This is a genomic window from Methylobacterium sp. Leaf465 (genome assembly GCF_001424705.1).
Taxonomy (GTDB): domain Bacteria; phylum Pseudomonadota; class Alphaproteobacteria; order Rhizobiales; family Beijerinckiaceae; genus Methylobacterium.
On sequence record NZ_LMRA01000023.1, the window covers coordinates 374,742 to 389,586 of the forward strand.

Sequence of the window (14,845 nt, forward strand, 5' to 3'; positions counted from 1 at the left end):
TCCGCCCGTGAAATTCCTCGACGAAGCCAAGGTCTATGTCCGCTCCGGTGACGGCGGCGCCGGCTGCGTCGCGTTCCGGCGCGAGAAGTTCATCGAGTTCGGCGGCCCGAACGGCGGCGACGGCGGGCGCGGCGGCGACGTCTGGGTCGAGTGCGTCGACGGCCTCAACACCCTGATCGACTACCGCTACCAGCAGCACTTCAAGGCCAAGAAGGGCGAGCACGGCATGGGCTCGAACCGCCATGGGGCCAACGGTGCCGACGTGGTGCTGAAGGTGCCGGCCGGCACCGAGATCCTGGCCGAGGACGGCGAGACCCTGATCGCCGACATGACCCATGTCGGCCAGCGTGTGCGTCTCGCCAAGGGCGGCAACGGCGGCTTCGGCAACGCCTACTTTACCACCTCGACCAACCGCGCCCCGAAGCATGCCAACCCGGGCCTGGAAGGCCACGAGCAATGGGTCTGGCTGCGCCTGAAACTCATCGCGGATGCGGGTCTCGTCGGGCTGCCGAACGCCGGCAAGTCGACCTTTCTCGCCACCGTGACGGCGGCCAAGCCCAAGATTGCCGACTACCCCTTCACGACGCTGCACCCGGGCCTCGGCGTGGTGCGCTCCGACGAGCGTGAGTTCGTTCTCGCCGACATCCCAGGCCTGATCGAGGGCGCCCATGACGGCGTCGGCCTCGGCGACAAGTTCCTCGCCCATGTGGAGCGCTGCCGGGTCCTGCTGCACCTCGTCGAAGCCACCAATGAACATGCGGGCCAGACCTACAAGCTCGTCCGGCGCGAGCTCGAGGCCTATGGTCACGGCCTCGACGAGAAGCCCGAGATCGTGGCGCTCTCGAAGGCCGACGTCGTCGATCCGGACGTGCTCAAGGAGCAGGTCGCGCGCCTGAAGCGTGCCTCGAAGAAGAAGCCCCTCATCCTTTCATCGGCCACCGGCCTCGGCGTGCAGGACGCCCTGCGGTCGCTCGCCCGGGAGATGGACGCCGCCAAGCTCGCCGAGGCCGAGGCGCGGCCGGCGGAGGCGTGGCAACCCTGAGGAGGGGCAACCCGGTCTTGTGCGGCGGGCAACCGGTCGTCACAAGCGCTCCATCGTCCTCTCGCCGACGCTTCCGATGACCTCCGCCGTTCAGCCCCCCAATCTCCAAGATTTCCGTCGCATCGTCATCAAGGTCGGTTCGGCCCTCCTGGTCGACCGGACGCGCGGGCGCCTGCGCCATGCCTGGTTGAGTGCGCTCGCCGAGGACATCGCCGACCTTCATGCGAGCGGCGCCGACGTGCTGGTCGTCTCCTCCGGGGCCATCGCCCTGGGACGCACGGTGCTGGGCTACCCGCCCGGAACTCTGCGCCTGGAGGAGAGCCAGGCGGCGGCGGCCGTCGGACAGATCGCCCTGGCGCGGCACTGGTCCGAAGCTCTGGGCCATCACGGCATCGCCGCCGGCCAGATCCTGGTGACGCCGCAGGACACCGAGGAGCGTCGGCGCTACCTGAATGCCCGCGCCACGGTCCTGAAGCTCCTCGAGGTGCGCGCCGTACCCGTCGTGAACGAGAACGACACGGTGGCCACCAGCGAGATCCGCTACGGCGACAACGATCGCCTGGCTGCCCGCGTCGCCACAATGATCGGGGCCGACGTGCTGGTGCTGTTCTCGGACATCGACGGGCTCTACACCGCGCCCCCGCACACCGATCCGGCGGCCCGCCACCTGCCCCTGATCGAGCGGATCACCCCCGAGATCGAGGCCATGGCGGGTGGGCCGGCCTCGGAACTCTCCCGCGGCGGGATGCGCACCAAGGTCGAGGCGGCCAAGATCGCCGCGAGCGGCGGCACCCACATGATCATCGCCGACGGGCGCGAGAAGAATCCCCTGCGCACCATCCTCCGGGGCGGGCGCTGCAGTTGGTTCCTGTCCGGCTCGAACCCCGTCACCGCCCGCAAAAGCTGGATCGCCGGCTCCCTGGAGCCGCGTGGCATCCTCACGGTCGACGCCGGCGCGGCGCGGGCCCTCCAGGGCGGCGCGAGCCTGCTGCCCGTAGGCGTGACGAAAGTCCAGGGCGGCTTCGGCCGCGGCGACGCGGTGGTGATCCGCGACGAGGCCGGGCGCATCCTCGGGCGCGGGCTCGTGGCCTATGACAGCGATCAGGCCCTGCGCATCATCGGCCGGCCGAGCCGGGAGATCGCGGACCTCCTCACCCATCCGGGTCGGGCCGAGATGGTCCACCGCGACGACCTCGCTATGGTGTGGGAATAGCAGCTCTGTCAGCGGCGATGCTTGTTGAGACGGTATCCGGCATGGCATGACGGGCGGGAACACATAGCGGCCGCGCCCCTTTCCGCGACGGTCGCGAGGATGAAGGCCGTGCCCGTTCTGAACCTGCGAACCGATTTTGCGCCCCCCGGCGATCTCTCTGAGGAGATGAACGCCATCGGCCGGCGCGCCCGCGCCGCCGCCCGCCAGATCGCCCTCGCGCCAGCTCAGACCAAGGACACGGCCCTGCGCCTGATCTCCAAGCGCCTGCGCGCCGAGCGCGACGTCATCCTGGCCGAGAACATCCTTGACGTTGAGGCGGCTCGTGCTGCCGGCCAGACCCAGGCGCTCATCGACCGCCTCACCCTCGATCCGGGCCGTCTCAACGGCATCGCGGACGCTGTGGCCAAGATTGGCGCGCTGCCAGATCCCGTCGGACGTCAGGTCGCGGCCTTCGAGCGGCCCAACGGCCTGCTCATCGAGCGCATCGCCGTCCCGCTTGGCGTGATCGGCGTCATCTTCGAGAGCCGGCCCAACGTGACCGCCGATGCCGGTGCGCTCTGCCTGAAGGCCGGCAACGCCGCAATCCTGCGGGCGGGCTCGGACAGTCACCGTTCCGCCATGGCCATCGCCCGCGTCATGCGCGCCGGGCTCGATGCCGCCGGCCTCCCGGCCGACGCCATACAGATCGTGCCGACCCGCGACCGCGCCGCGGTGGGAGCGATGCTCACCGGCCTCGACGGGGGCATCGATGTCATCGTGCCCCGTGGTGGGCGCGGCCTGGTGGAACGCGTGCAGGCGGAGGCCCGGGTTCCGGTCTTCGCCCATCTCGACGGCATCTGCCACGTCTACGTGGCGGCCGGCGCCGACCTCGACATGGCCCGTACCGTTCTGCTCAACAGCAAGATGCGCCGCACCGGCATCTGTGGGGCCGCCGAGACCCTGCTCGTCGACCATGCCTGTGCCGACACGCACCTGGCCCCCCTCGTCTCCGCCCTCCTGGATGCCGGCTGTGCCGTGCGCGGTGACGCCGCTACCCAGGCGGTCGACGACCGGGTCACCGCCGCCAGCGAGGCGGACTGGCGCACCGAGTATCTTGACGCCATCATCTCGGTACGGGTTGTCGGCGGCCTCGACGCCGCGATCGAGCACATCGAGACCAACGGCTCGCACCACACCGACGCGATCGTCACCGACGACATGACCGAGGCGACCCGCTTCCTCGCCGAAGTCGACTCGGCGATCGTGACCCACAACGCCTCGACCCAGTTCGCCGATGGCGGCGAGTTCGGCTTCGGCGCAGAGATCGGCATCGCCACCGGACGGATGCACGCGCGCGGGCCGGTGGGTGTCGAGCAGCTGACGACCTTCAAGTATCGCGTCCACGGGAACGGGCAGACGCGTCCTTGACGCGGTCTCGCCTGACCCGACCGGGTCCCAATGCGCCTTGACGCATCGGGGCCGGTGCACCTGCCCCCCGTCGCGCCGGGCCTACGCATCGGCCTCTACGGTGGCTCGTTCAACCCGGCCCATCTCGGGCACCGGCATGTCAGTCTCGTCGCCCTGCGGCGGCTGAGCCTCGACCGCCTCTGGTGGATGGTGACGCCGGGCAATCCGCTGAAGGATCGGGGCGAACTCGCGGCCATCGACCGGCGGGTCGCCGAGGCGGACCGCGTCGCCGACCATCCACGCATCGACGTCACCGATTTCGAATCGCGGATCGGCGCGCGCTACACCCGCCAGACCCTGCGCTTCCTCACCCGCCGCAATCCATCGGTGCGCTTCGTCTGGATCATGGGTGCCGACAGCCTCGCGACATTTCACCGCTGGCAGGGATTTTCCGAGATCGCGCGCCTGATGCCGATCGCGATCATCGACCGGCCCGGCTTCACGCTGACGGCCCCGGCCGCCCGCGCCGCCCGGGCCCTGGCGCGCTGGCGTCTTCCCGAAGCGGAGGCGCCCACCCTGGTCGACAGGCCGGCCCCGGCCTGGGTCTACCTGCACGGGCCGCGCTCGACCCTCTCGTCGACGGCGCTGCGGGCCAGGACGGGGGACGGTGCCTAGGCCGGTCATGGAAAAGGCAAGAGCCACGTTCCACTTTATCCGCATACAGGGTACGATCACGGGATGACGATGGCGATTGCAGGAACCCAGACGCTGAACGACGCGGTCCATACCGGAGCCCCCGGCTCCGAAGACTCCACCAACCGGAAGATCGACGATCTCCGGAGCCTGGCTCTCGATTGCCTCGAGGACATGAAGGCCGAAGAGACGATCGAGATCGATCTGATGGGCCGGACCTCCCTGGCCGACACCATGATCATCACCTCCGGCCGCTCCCAGCGCCATGTCGGCGCCATCGCAGACCGGGTCCTGCAGGAGATGAAGTCGAAGGGGCTCGGCACTGCCCGCGTCGAGGGCCTCCCGGCCTGCGACTGGGTGCTCATCGATGCCGGCGACATCATCCTGCATATCTTCCGGCCGGAGGTGCGCGGCTTCTATAATCTCGAGAAGATGTGGGGCGCCGATCGGCCGACCAGCGATCGTCCCCTTTCCGCCGTCGCCGAGTGAGCGCCGGCACCGTTTCGTGCGCCTCCTCGTGGCGGCAGTCGGCCGCCTGAAGCCCGGACCCGAGCGCGACCTTGCCGCCCGCTACCGCGAACGGGCCGCACAGCTCGGGCGCGGCCTCGGATTCGCCGCCTGCGACATCGCCGAGATCCCCGAGAGCCGGGCCCGCCGCGCGCAGGACCGCGCCGTCGAGGAAGGAGCTGCGATCCTCGCCCATGCGGTCGCCGGCGTGGCGCTGGCGGTCTATGACGAGCGCGGCCGCGCCGATCTCACGAGCGAGACCATCGCGACGCGCGTCGGCGCCTGGCGCGATGCGGGCCGCTCCGTCCTCGTCCTCGCCATCGGGGGCGCCGACGGCCTGGACACCACCGTGCGGGACCGGGCCGAACTCAGCCTCTCGTTCGGAGCCGCCACCTTGCCGCACGGGCTTGTGCGCGTCCTCGCCCTGGAGCAGGTGTATCGCACGCTGACGATCCTTGCCGGCCACCCGTACCACCGCGGAAACCTCGACGAGCGATGAACCCGGCCACGCGACGCAGGCGAGACGGCATGAGGGGCGGCGTGCTGGCGCTCGTCCTCCTGGCGCTCCCGCTCCTCGCCACGCCGGCCGCACTCCGCGCCGAGGAACCGGCGACGCCGGAGGCGGTCCAGAAGGCTCTCGAAGAGAAGACCCGTCGCGCCGAGAACCTCAGGCGCATCGAGGACGCCCTCACCGCCAGCACCGGGGCCCGCGCCAAGTACGAGGCGGAGATCGCCAGCATCGGCGGCGACCGGGCCAAGCTCAACACCGCGCTCCTGGACGCTGCGCGCCAGGCGCAGGCCACCGAGGTCCGGATGAGCCGGCTGGAGGAGCGCCTGAAGACGCTCGGTGCCAGCGAGGCGGCCTTGCGCCGCTCGCTGGATTCCCGCCGCGGCGTGATCGCGGAAATCCTGGCGGCCCTGCAGCGGATGGGGCGGCGGCCGCCCCCCGCCGTGCTGGTGCGGCCGGAAGACGTGCTCGCCGTGATCCGTACCTCGATGCTGCTCGGGGCCGTGGTGCCCGAACTGCGCGGCGAGGCCGAGACCCTTGCCGCCGACCTCTCCGAACTCGTGAGGCTGAAGGGCCTGATCGCAGCCGATCGCGAAGGATTGACCAACGATCTCGCGGGCTGGGCCCGCGAGCAGCAGCGCCTGAACGCCCTCATCGCCGCGCGCCGCACCCGTCAGGCCGAAGTCGAGAGCGGCCTCGCGGCCGAGCGGACCCGCACGGCCGAGCTGTCGGTACAGGCCCGCAGCCTCAAGGATCTCCTCGACCGGATGGAGGGGGAGGTCGCCTCCGCCCGCCGGGCCGCGGAGGAGGCCAAGGCCGCCGAGACCCGCGAGGCCCGGGCGACGCAGGAGCGCTTCGCTGCCGCCGGGGCCCGGGATCCTGCCCGGCTCTCGCCGAAGGTGCGCTTCGTCGACACCCGTGGCGACCTGCCGCGTCCGGTCAGCGGGGCGCTCCTGCGCAGCTTCAACCAGCCCGACGGCAACGGCGGCACCACCCGCGGCATATCGCTCGCGACACGGCCGAAGGCCGTGGTTTCGTCACCGGCCGATGGCTGGGTGTCCTTCGCCGGGCAGTTCCGCTCGTACGGGCGACTCTTGATCATCAACGCGGGCGATGGCTACTATCTCTTGTTGGCGGGGATGGACCAGATCAACGTCGAAGTCGGCCAGTTCGTGCTCGCGGGCGAGCCGGTGGCGGCGATGGGGGAGGGCGGTACCGGCGCCGATGCGGCAGCCGCGGATCGCGGCGATCCGGTCCTGTACGTAGAGTTCAGAAAAGACGGCGGCTCCATCGATCCGGAGCCTTGGTGGGCGAAAAGCCCCAGCGAGAAGGTTCGCGGATAATGCGCAAGGTTTCCCTCGTTCTGCTCGGCGCGTTCCTCGGCGTCGGGTCCTCCATGGTGGCGACCCAGACCCGACTGCTCTCGGGGACGAGCGCGGTCGCGGCCTCCGCGGAGACCTACCGTCAGCTCAGCCTGTTCGGCGACGTGTTCGAGAAGGTGCGCACCGACTACGTCGAGAAGCCCGACGAGGCGAAGCTGATCGAGGCGGCCGTCAACGGCATGCTGACCTCGCTCGATCCGCATTCGAGCTACATGGATGCCAAGAGCTTCCGCGACATGCAGGTGCAGACCCGCGGCGAGTTCGGCGGCCTCGGCATCGAGGTCACGATGGAAGACGGCCTGATTAAGGTCGTGACCCCGATCGACGACACGCCCGCCTCGAAGGCCGGTATCCTTACCAACGACGTCATCACGCAGATCGACGAGGATCAGGTCCAGGGTCTGACCCTGAATCAGGCCGTCGACAAGATGCGCGGCCCGGTGAACTCGCCGGTGAAGTTGAAGATCAGCCGCAAGGAGTCGAAGGACCCGATCGAGGTCACGCTCAACCGCGACGTGATCAAGATCAAGCCCGTGCGCTCCCGCGCCGAGGGCGGCGACGTCGGCTACATCCGCCTGACCCAGTTCAACGAGCAGACCTTCGACGGTCTGCGTGCGGCGATCGACAAGCTGAATACCGACATCGGCGCCGACAAGCTCAAGGGTTACGTGCTGGATCTCCGCAACAATCCGGGCGGTCTCCTCGACCAGGCCGTGATGGTGTCGGACGCCTTCCTCGACCGGGGCGAGATCGTGTCCACCCGCGGCCGCAACCCGGACGAGACGCAGCGCTTCTCGGCCAAGGCCGGCGACCTGACCAAGGGCAAGCCGATCGTCGTGCTGGTGAACGGCGGCTCGGCCTCGGCCTCCGAGATCGTGGCCGGCGCCCTGCAGGATCACAAGCGCGCCACGGTCCTCGGTACGCGCTCGTTCGGCAAGGGCTCGGTGCAGTCGATCATTCCGCTGGGCGGCAGCGGCGCCCTGCGTCTGACCACCGCCCGCTACTACACGCCGTCGGGCCGCTCCATCCAGGCCAAGGGCATCGAGCCGGACCAGGAGATCCTGCAGGAGGTGCCGGACGAGCTGAAGGGCAAGGACGAGACGAAGGGCGAGGCCGGTTTGAAGGGGCACCTGAAGCAGAAGGACGTCGAGGAGCGCGGCGGTTCGTCCGCCTACGTCCCGCCGGACCCGGCCAAGGACAAGCAGCTCATCGCCGCTTTCGACTTCCTGCGTGGGATCCAGAAGGGCGCGGCCAACACGCCTAAGGCCGCCGTCCCGAACTGAGCGCGATCCGCGGCGCTTTAGCGAAGCGTTAACCATGGCGGCCCCCAATGTCGGTTCAGGACCGACGCTGGGGGCCGTGGCCGTTTCGGCCAGTCCCTCAGCGATCCCCGGTCCGGGAGCCTGGGGAAGCGGCTGCGCGTGGCCACCGACGACATCCTGACCCGTCCGCTCGGCGGCAAGCCGACCGCCGGCCAGCGTCTGCGGGCGCTGCGGCAGGTGCGGGTGACCGCCCCGATGGTGCTCGGCGGCCTCGTGGGGGGCTTCGTGCTCGGCGCCAGCATCCTCGTCGTGGCCGGGGATCCCGAGGGCGGCGAGCCCAGCGCCGTGGCGGTCATCGCGCTCCGCGAACCGGTCTTACCGGAGCCTGCTGTACAGGCATCGAAGCCCGAGGCCGCGAAATCCGGTCCAAGCAGCGCCAGCGACGTCGAGACCGCCTCCGGCGTCACCGTCGTTCGCCCGACGGGCACGGCCGCCCCCACCGATGCGGTGGTCATCCAGGTTCCGTCCACGACCCCGGTGAAGCTGAGCGCCGCTCCGGATCCGCGGCTCGTCGAACGCGGCCGCCACGGCAACATCCCCCGCCTCGGCGACGGGCGCCTGCGCCCTCTCGACGTCTACGCACGTCCGGATCCCGGTGGTTCCGGGCCCCGCATCGCCATCCTGGTCTCGGGCCTCGGGATCGGCCAGGCGGCGACCGCCAGCGCCATCACCCGCCTACCCCCGGCGATCAGCCTGGGCTTCGCGCCCTATGGCAGCGACCTCGAGCGGACCGTCGCCCGGGCCCGCGAGGCCGGACACGAGGCCCTGCTCCAAGTGCCCATGGAGCCCTTCGACTATCCCGACAGCGATCCCGGTCCCCAGACGCTTCTCACCAGCTCGCGCCCGCCGGAGAATCTCGATCGCCTGAGCTGGGTGATGAGCCGGTTCTCGGGCTTCGTCGGCATCGTCAACTACATGGGTGCGAAGCTCACCAGCGATCCGGCTGCCCTGGAGCCGGTCCTGCGCGAGATCGGGGCCCGGGGCCTCGGCTTCGTCGACGACGGCACCTCCCCGCGCTCGATCGCCCCCGCGCTGGCCGCCAAGGGGAAGGTGCCCTTCACCCGGGCCGAGATCGTCCTCGACGCCCTGGCGCGACCCGAGGCCATTGACCGGGAACTGGCCCGGCTCGAAGCGCAGGCGCGTCAGAAGGGTTTCGCCTTCGGCTCCGCCTCTGCCCTGCCGATGAGCATCGATCGAATCGCCCGCTGGGCCGCCGAGGCGGAGGCGCGCGGCATCCGCCTCGTTCCCGTCAGCGTCGCCCTGCGTGGGAGCGGCGCAAGTACCCGGCTCACCAGCGCCAAGCCCTGAGACATCCGGAGTAATGGATCGGGCCGGGCGACCCGGTTCGGAATTGCGCTGCGGCGCCGTTTCGTGCGTTGCGGCACATGCCCCGCCTGCCTATGGTCGCCGCCATGACCGCATCCCCGTTCGCCGACGGCGCCGACCTTCCCTTCCGTCCCTGCGTCGGCATCACGCTGATCTCGCGCGCCGGTCTCGTCTTCATCGGGCGGCGGCGGGCCGATGCCGGGCCGGAGCACGTGGCGGACGGACGGGCCTGGCAGATGCCCCAGGGCGGGATCGACGAGGGGGAGGATCCGGAAGCCGCTGCCCTGCGGGAGCTCTACGAGGAGACCAACGTCTCGGCCGGCTCCGTGGTGCGCCTCGGCGAGACCCCGGGATGGCTCTCCTACGACCTGCCGCCGACGGTGCTGAAGCAGGCCTGGAAGGGGCGTTACCGCGGCCAGACGCAGAAGTGGTTCGCGTTCGGCTTCCTCGGTTCGGACGACGAGATCGACGTCGCAACGCCGGGCAACGGTGCCTTCACGTCCGAGTTCGATGCCTGGCGCTGGGAGCCGATCGCCGGGTTGCCGGATCTGATCGTGCCCTTCAAGCGGCCGGTCTACGAAGGCGTGGTCGACGCTTTCTCCGGGTTCACGACGTGGCGCGTCCCGGCGTGACGGCCTGACGCCCGATGCGGTGGTGGTCGATCCCGATCCTCTTGGTGCTCGGCTGGTTCGCGTACACGCTGACGCCGCTCTGGGCGCTCTACGACATCGCCCGCGCGGTCCAGGCGCACGACACCGACTACATCACCCAGCACGTCAATTTCCGATCCCTGCGCCTCTCGGTGATCCGACAGGCCGCCGCGGCGGCCCAGGCGCGGGATCCCGCCGCGCCGGATGCGGAGCCCCGGGAGCGCCAGCGCATCGCAGAGGCCGCTGCGGCCCTGGCGATCCCGATCGCCGAGGCCCTGGTCACGCCCAGGACGGTCGTCGACCTCCTCGATGACGGGTGGCCGCAATCGGTGGAATTCGGCCGCGACGGGCCGGAGCAGAAATCGGGGGGCGGGGGCCTGCGGATCGAGACCCTGCGCCGGCTGATCCCGTTCTATCTCGCTTCCGAGATGCGGGGCTTCCGCACCGTGGTCGTCGGCGTGCCGCCGGAGGCGGGCCGGGACCGCCGCCTGCGGATCCGCCTGCGCCTGCGCGCCTGGACCTGGCGCATCGTCGACATCGAGCTGAACGACGAGCTGCGCGAGCGCATCGCCCAGGCCTTCGCGCGCACCGGCGCGAAGGCGCGCTGAGGCCGCCCCGGCGGCTAGATCTCGTCCTCCGTGCCGCGGTTGGTGAACCGAGCGTTGCCGAGGCCGGTGCCGATGGTGAGTACCCCCCATCGGGTCACGTCCGTCCGGTGCGGAACTTCGCTGAGGCCCTGCACCACGGCATCGTTGTGCATGACAACCATGGTCGGATGCTCGCCGATCCGGGGGATCGCGGCCGTCACCCGCTCGGCGAGATTGAAGTCACGGCCCTCCCAGTTGCCGGGCAGGTTCTGGCCCCCGCGATCGATCGTGCCGTCGGCTTCGATCATGCCGGGACAGCCGATGCCGACGAACGGAGCCAACGTCAGGCTGGCGCGGTCCGCCCGGCGGATCAGGTCGCCGAGCATGCCCACGAGGCGCTCCACCGCTTCGTCGCGGCTCGGCATCGGGTCCTCGTCGCAATGGCGCCAGATCTCAGAGCGCCAGACCTCGCTGCGCGAGAGGTCCGCGGCCTTCCTCAGATTCGTGACCACGACGCCCGCGCGGATGTTGCTGCCGCCGATGTCGACGGCCAGCAGGCTGTCGTATCCGGAGAACATCCAGGACGGCGCCAGGTGCACCGCGCCGATCAGGCCGCCCTCGTCGGGATGGTGCCGGATCGGTTCGAGGGTGATGCCGAGGCCCCCGGCGCGCAGAAGGTAGCCCGCCCGCGCGACCGCGAGGCGGCCGGCCCGGCTGTCGCTGAAGCCGCCGCCAACCACGATCGCCTGCGTTCCCTCCCAGCCGTCCTGGCCGAGGAAGAGGCGGGCCACGCGGGCGAGTTCCTGCGCGAAGTCCTCGATGGCGCTGAACACCACGCCCGCGGCGAGGGGATCCTCGCCGAGGAGGATCTGGTCGATGCGGCGCTTGGAGAAATCGCAGCTCGCCTTGTCGCCCAGCGGATCGGCGCCCACGGCGCGCAGGCGCTCCCGGCACGCTTCCAGCATCTCGCGGAACGCAGACTTCGAAACCCGGTCGCCGATGAAGCCGTCGCCGTCCTTCAGCTCGATGTTGTAATCGTCGACCACCACCGACGGCAGCCGTTGCGCCGCGTGCGCGATGCCCGCCTCGCGGATCTGAGTGTCCTTCGCCATGCCGCTCCGCTTGCCCCTCGTCGTGTCGTTCTGCGCAGCTCAACGCACGGCGCGTTCATTTGGGCTTGGCGGTTTCGGCCGGGGCCGGCGCTTTCGGCTCGCGGGCCTCCATCAGGTCCTCGGCCTTGTCCTCGTCGGTATCGCCGCCGCGCTCGATGGTCTTCTCGGGGTTCGCGGCGAGGGCCCGCACGATCTCGACCAAGCGCTCGCACTCGGCGGCGTACTTGTAGGTCTCCAGCACGATGGCCGCGTCGCGCAGGGTGCGCAGGTCGCGCACCGTCTGCTTGTTGGCCGTCTCGCGCAGCTCGGCCTTGGCCGCGATGGCCTCCTCAAGCTTGGCGCCCTTCACGTCGCAGGCGGCCGAGGCCGTCGCCGTGCCGGCCAGGAGGACGAGGGGAGGGAGGAACAGATTGCGCATGGGAAGGCTCCGGGCTCCGGCGGCCGAACCCGCGCCGCGCGCGGTCCGGTCTCAACCGTGGTGGGGGTGGGGACGCAGGATCTCGTTGGCGAGGGCCACGAGATGGCTCAGGCGGTAGGGCTTCGGAACGAAGACGGATTGGGTGACGGCCTCGGCCTGCGAGAGGTGGCCGCGTCCACCGGAGGTGTAGACCACCGGCAGGTTCGGCAAGTAGCGGCGCGCGCGATGCGCCAGGGCGATCCCGTTCGTGTTGCGGGCCAGATCGATATCGGTGAAGAGCAGGTCGACGCGCTCCCGCGCCAGGATGTTCTCCGCCGCGTCGGCATCGGCGGCGGTGAGGACGCGGTAGCCCTCGTCGAGCAGCGCCTCGGCGGCGAGCTCGCAGACCATGGCTTCATCCTCGACCACCAGGACGGTCTCGGCGGCGGCGCGCGGGTTGAAGGCGGGATGGGCGGGAAAGGCGCAGGCGAAGGAAATCATGACGCAACTCCTACTCATCCGGCGTGAGCCCCTGGGGGCCGAGCCGGATCGCAAGACAAACGGGTCGCCGAGGCGCATCGTTCGCCGCCGATCACTCCAATTGCGCGGACTTGGTAAGCGAAGCTTTAACCCTGCGGCGGTGCCGGTGAGCGGGTGCGCGTTGCGTCCATGACCCGTCCCTGGCATCTCGGCTTCGGCCTCGTCCTCACGGCCCTGGCCGGCTACGTGGACGCCCTCGGGTTCATCAGGCTCGGCGGCCTCTACACCTCGTTCATGAGCGGGAACACGACCCAGTTCGCGGTCTCCCTCGGGCACGGCGACCCGCACCACGCTCTTCTACCGGCCCTGCTGATTGCGGCCTTCCTCACGGGCGGCATCTGCGGCGGCGGCCTCTCGGCCCTGACGCCCGCGCGCTGGGTCACCCCGGTCATCCTCGGCTTCGAGACCGCGATCGTCGGCGCCGCCTTCGAGGCCGCCACGGCCGCGCCGGATTCCGGCATCGCCTCGCTGATGCTGGCCTTGGCGATGGGCGCGCAGAACGCTGTGCTGTCCCATGTCCAGGGCTTCCGGGCCGGGACCACCTTCGTGACCGGCGCCCTGTTCGGGTTCGGCCAGAAGCTCGCCCTGGCGCTCGCCCGGCGCGGTGCGCGCACCGCCTGGATCGGCGACGGCGTCGTCTGGCTCGCGCTCCTCGTCGGATCCGTGGCCGGAACGGTCGCCTACGGAAGGCTGGCGTTGTATGCCCTCGCCATTCCCGCCGGCATCGCCGGCCTCCTCGCGCTCGTCGCGACGGTCCTGACGGCGCGCGGCGCCGGCGAAGGCCGCCGTCGCCAAGTGAGCCCGCGAGCCCCTGGTTGAGAGACCCGTTGCGATGAGTGTCCCCTCCCTCCTCGATCACGTGACGCCGCTGGCGGCCGGTGCCCACGTCACCGCCACGGTCTGGTTGAAGGACACCCTGGCCCTCGCCCTCGGGGACGGCGGCGTGCTCCTGGCCTCCGGCGCCGAACTCCGCCGGGTCGAGGCGCATCCGGAGGCCGGCATCTTGGTGGCGGCCGGCGACGGCCGCCGCCTCGTCACCGGCGGCGACGATGGCCGGGTGGTGGCGACCTCCGACGCGGGCGACGTCGTCGAGGTCGCCCGCGCAAAGAACGGTGCCTGGATCGACGCCCTTGCCCTGCATCCCGAGGGCGGCCTCGCCTATGCGGCCGGCCGCAATGTCGTCGCCCGCGACGCGAAGGGGCGGGAGAAAACCTTCGCGGCGCCCTCCACCGCCCGCGGCCTCGCCTTCGCGCCCAAGGGCTACCGTCTCGCGGTGGCGCACTACAACGGCGCCACCCTCTGGTACCCCAACCTCGACACCGCGCCCGACTTCATCGAGTGGAAGGGCTCGCATATCGACGTGACCTGGTCGCCGGACGGCCGGTTCGTCGTGACGACGATGCAGGAGAACTCCCTGCACGGCTGGCGTCTGCAACCCGACCGGGGCCACATGCGGATGTCGGGATACCCTGCGAAGGTGCGCTCGGTCTCCTGGTCGGGCGACGGACACTGGCTCGCGACCAGCGGCGCCGAGGCCGCCATCGTCTGGCCCTTTGATTCCAAGGAAGGCCCCACCGGCAAGGCACCCCGCGAGTGCGGCGTGCGGCCCGCCCGGGTCTCGCGGGTGGCGTTCCACCCCAAGGCCCTGGTCCTGGCCATCGGCTACGAGGACGGCTGCATCCTGCTCGTGCGCTTCGCCGACGCCTCGGAACTGCTGGTCCGGCCCGCGGTGAAGGGCAGCGCCATCTCGGCCCTGGCCTGGGATGGGCGCGGCAGCCGCCTCGCCTTCGGCTGCGCCGACGGGCAGGCCGGCCTCCTGACTCTCCCGGCCTGACCCCGATGGCTCTGTTCGGCTTCGGCAACCGCCGCCCGCCGGCGGATCAGGAGGCCCGCGCGGCGATCGTCGATTGGGTCCGCCGCTGCGGCGGTCTCGAAGAGGCCATCACCGTCAAGGCGAGCGAGATCGTCTGTGCCGACCCGGCCTGCCCGGGTATCGAGACCGTCATCCTGATCCTCGCCCCCGGGCTCCCGACCCGCGCCCTGAAGGTAGGCCGCCCCCTGCCCGACGTGACCGAAGCGGACATCGCCGCGGCGTTCGCCGGGGAGGGGACGGCGTCGCGGGGCTGAGCGGGGCGCCGGAACCCGCCGCGCCGTCGGGCCCTTGTCCCCCATTGCCACCC

At 70.7% G+C, this 14,845-nt stretch carries 17 protein-coding genes; 14 read left to right on the forward strand and 3 right to left on the reverse strand.

What is annotated here, in order from left to right; genetic code table 11:
• Positions 1-7: 7 nt before the first annotated feature.
• The 11 genes from obgE (at position 8) to ASG51_RS14020 (ending at position 10,637) form a co-directional block, all read left to right on the forward strand.
• Entirely contained in the window at positions 8-1,042 is a 1,035-nt protein-coding gene (gene obgE, locus ASG51_RS13970) for a GTPase ObgE (RefSeq protein ID WP_056381391.1), read from the forward strand.
• Between the two features lie 76 nt (positions 1,043-1,118).
• Positions 1,119-2,255: a glutamate 5-kinase gene (proB, locus tag ASG51_RS13975; protein ID WP_056215418.1), complete on the forward strand. Its 1,137-nt coding sequence runs from the start codon at positions 1,119-1,121 to the stop codon at positions 2,253-2,255.
• Positions 2,256-2,363: 108 nt separating this feature from the next.
• Entirely contained in the window at positions 2,364-3,662 is a 1,299-nt protein-coding gene (locus tag ASG51_RS13980) for a glutamate-5-semialdehyde dehydrogenase (protein WP_056381595.1), read from the forward strand.
• A 30-nt stretch (positions 3,663-3,692) separates the two neighbouring features.
• The gene (locus ASG51_RS13985) at positions 3,693-4,316 is read left to right on the forward strand and encodes a nicotinate-nucleotide adenylyltransferase (RefSeq protein ID WP_056381394.1); all 624 of its coding nucleotides are present in this window, start codon (positions 3,693-3,695) and stop codon (positions 4,314-4,316) included.
• A gap of 63 nt (positions 4,317-4,379) precedes the next feature.
• A complete protein-coding gene (gene rsfS / locus ASG51_RS13990) occupies positions 4,380-4,823 on the forward strand; it encodes a ribosome silencing factor (protein ID WP_082501367.1) in 444 nt (147 codons plus the stop codon).
• A gap of 16 nt (positions 4,824-4,839) precedes the next feature.
• Positions 4,840-5,340, forward strand: coding sequence for a 23S rRNA (pseudouridine(1915)-N(3))-methyltransferase RlmH (rlmH, locus tag ASG51_RS13995; RefSeq protein WP_056381396.1), 501 nt, complete (start codon positions 4,840-4,842; stop codon positions 5,338-5,340).
• A gap of 29 nt (positions 5,341-5,369) precedes the next feature.
• Entirely contained in the window at positions 5,370-6,692 is a 1,323-nt protein-coding gene (locus ASG51_RS14000) for a peptidoglycan DD-metalloendopeptidase family protein (protein WP_244480150.1), read from the forward strand.
• Positions 6,692-8,014 (forward strand): S41 family peptidase, encoded by a 1,323-nt coding sequence (locus ASG51_RS14005; RefSeq protein ID WP_056215148.1) that lies wholly within the window; start codon positions 6,692-6,694, stop codon positions 8,012-8,014. Before ASG51_RS14000 ends, ASG51_RS14005 begins: the two co-directional genes overlap by 1 nt.
• A 138-nt stretch (positions 8,015-8,152) precedes the next feature.
• Complete coding sequence (locus ASG51_RS14010; RefSeq protein WP_056352676.1) at positions 8,153-9,361, forward strand: divergent polysaccharide deacetylase family protein; 1,209 nt, start codon at positions 8,153-8,155, stop codon at positions 9,359-9,361.
• 92 nt (positions 9,362-9,453) lie between these two features.
• Positions 9,454-10,011, forward strand: a complete 558-nt coding sequence (locus tag ASG51_RS14015; RefSeq protein WP_056381597.1) for an RNA pyrophosphohydrolase — start codon at positions 9,454-9,456, stop codon at positions 10,009-10,011.
• A 14-nt stretch (positions 10,012-10,025) separates the two neighbouring features.
• Complete coding sequence (locus tag ASG51_RS14020) at positions 10,026-10,637, forward strand: DUF2939 domain-containing protein (protein ID WP_056215156.1); 612 nt, start codon at positions 10,026-10,028, stop codon at positions 10,635-10,637.
• Between the two features lie 14 nt (positions 10,638-10,651).
• On the opposite strand, the gene ASG51_RS14025 is transcribed toward ASG51_RS14020, so the two are convergent.
• Genes ASG51_RS14025 through ASG51_RS14035 form a run of 3 tightly spaced genes read right to left on the reverse strand, consistent with a single transcriptional unit; the run spans position 10,652 to position 12,626 of the window.
• Complete coding sequence (locus tag ASG51_RS14025) at positions 10,652-11,728, reverse strand: ROK family protein (protein ID WP_056215160.1); 1,077 nt, start codon at positions 11,726-11,728, stop codon at positions 10,652-10,654.
• Positions 11,729-11,783: 55 nt separating this feature from the next.
• Positions 11,784-12,146, reverse strand: a complete 363-nt coding sequence (locus ASG51_RS14030; RefSeq protein ID WP_056381400.1) for a hypothetical protein — start codon at positions 12,144-12,146, stop codon at positions 11,784-11,786.
• A gap of 51 nt (positions 12,147-12,197) precedes the next feature.
• Complete coding sequence (locus ASG51_RS14035; protein WP_056381401.1) at positions 12,198-12,626, reverse strand: response regulator; 429 nt, start codon at positions 12,624-12,626, stop codon at positions 12,198-12,200.
• 168 nt (positions 12,627-12,794) lie between these two features.
• Between ASG51_RS14035 and ASG51_RS14040 the strand changes: the two genes are divergently transcribed.
• The 3 genes from ASG51_RS14040 to ASG51_RS14050 are packed head-to-tail and all read left to right on the forward strand — an operon-like array spanning position 12,795 to position 14,792.
• Positions 12,795-13,484: a YoaK family protein gene (locus tag ASG51_RS14040; RefSeq protein ID WP_056381404.1), complete on the forward strand. Its 690-nt coding sequence runs from the start codon at positions 12,795-12,797 to the stop codon at positions 13,482-13,484.
• Between the two features lie 13 nt (positions 13,485-13,497).
• A complete protein-coding gene (locus tag ASG51_RS14045; RefSeq protein ID WP_056215174.1) occupies positions 13,498-14,499 on the forward strand; it encodes a hypothetical protein in 1,002 nt (333 codons plus the stop codon).
• A 5-nt stretch (positions 14,500-14,504) separates the two neighbouring features.
• The gene (locus ASG51_RS14050) at positions 14,505-14,792 is read left to right on the forward strand and encodes a hypothetical protein (RefSeq protein WP_056381406.1); all 288 of its coding nucleotides are present in this window, start codon (positions 14,505-14,507) and stop codon (positions 14,790-14,792) included.
• Positions 14,793-14,845 lie beyond the last annotated feature (53 nt).

What these genes read in the sequence shown, in the direction of transcription:
- proB (WP_056215418.1), top strand. Translation starts at nt 1,119, where the DNA reads ATGACCTCCGCCGTTCAGCCCCCCAATCTCCAAGATTTCCGTCGCATC.
- ASG51_RS14020 (WP_056215156.1), top strand. Translation starts at nt 10,026, where the DNA reads ATGCGGTGGTGGTCGATCCCGATCCTCTTGGTGCTCGGCTGGTTCGCG.
- ASG51_RS14000 (WP_244480150.1), top strand. Translation starts at nt 5,370, where the DNA reads ATGAGGGGCGGCGTGCTGGCGCTCGTCCTCCTGGCGCTCCCGCTCCTC.
- ASG51_RS14005 (WP_056215148.1), top strand. Translation starts at nt 6,692, where the DNA reads ATGCGCAAGGTTTCCCTCGTTCTGCTCGGCGCGTTCCTCGGCGTCGGG.
- ASG51_RS14040 (WP_056381404.1), top strand. Translation starts at nt 12,795, where the DNA reads ATGACCCGTCCCTGGCATCTCGGCTTCGGCCTCGTCCTCACGGCCCTG.
- ASG51_RS14050 (WP_056381406.1), top strand. Translation starts at nt 14,505, where the DNA reads ATGGCTCTGTTCGGCTTCGGCAACCGCCGCCCGCCGGCGGATCAGGAG.
- ASG51_RS13985 (WP_056381394.1), top strand. Translation starts at nt 3,693, where the DNA reads ATGCGCCTTGACGCATCGGGGCCGGTGCACCTGCCCCCCGTCGCGCCG.
- rsfS (WP_082501367.1), top strand. Translation starts at nt 4,380, where the DNA reads ATGACGATGGCGATTGCAGGAACCCAGACGCTGAACGACGCGGTCCAT.
- ASG51_RS14030 (WP_056381400.1), bottom strand. Translation starts at nt 12,146, where the DNA reads ATGCGCAATCTGTTCCTCCCTCCCCTCGTCCTCCTGGCCGGCACGGCG.
- ASG51_RS14015 (WP_056381597.1), top strand. Translation starts at nt 9,454, where the DNA reads ATGGTCGCCGCCATGACCGCATCCCCGTTCGCCGACGGCGCCGACCTT.
- ASG51_RS14035 (WP_056381401.1), bottom strand. Translation starts at nt 12,626, where the DNA reads ATGATTTCCTTCGCCTGCGCCTTTCCCGCCCATCCCGCCTTCAACCCG.
- ASG51_RS14045 (WP_056215174.1), top strand. Translation starts at nt 13,498, where the DNA reads ATGAGTGTCCCCTCCCTCCTCGATCACGTGACGCCGCTGGCGGCCGGT.
- ASG51_RS14025 (WP_056215160.1), bottom strand. Translation starts at nt 11,728, where the DNA reads ATGGCGAAGGACACTCAGATCCGCGAGGCGGGCATCGCGCACGCGGCG.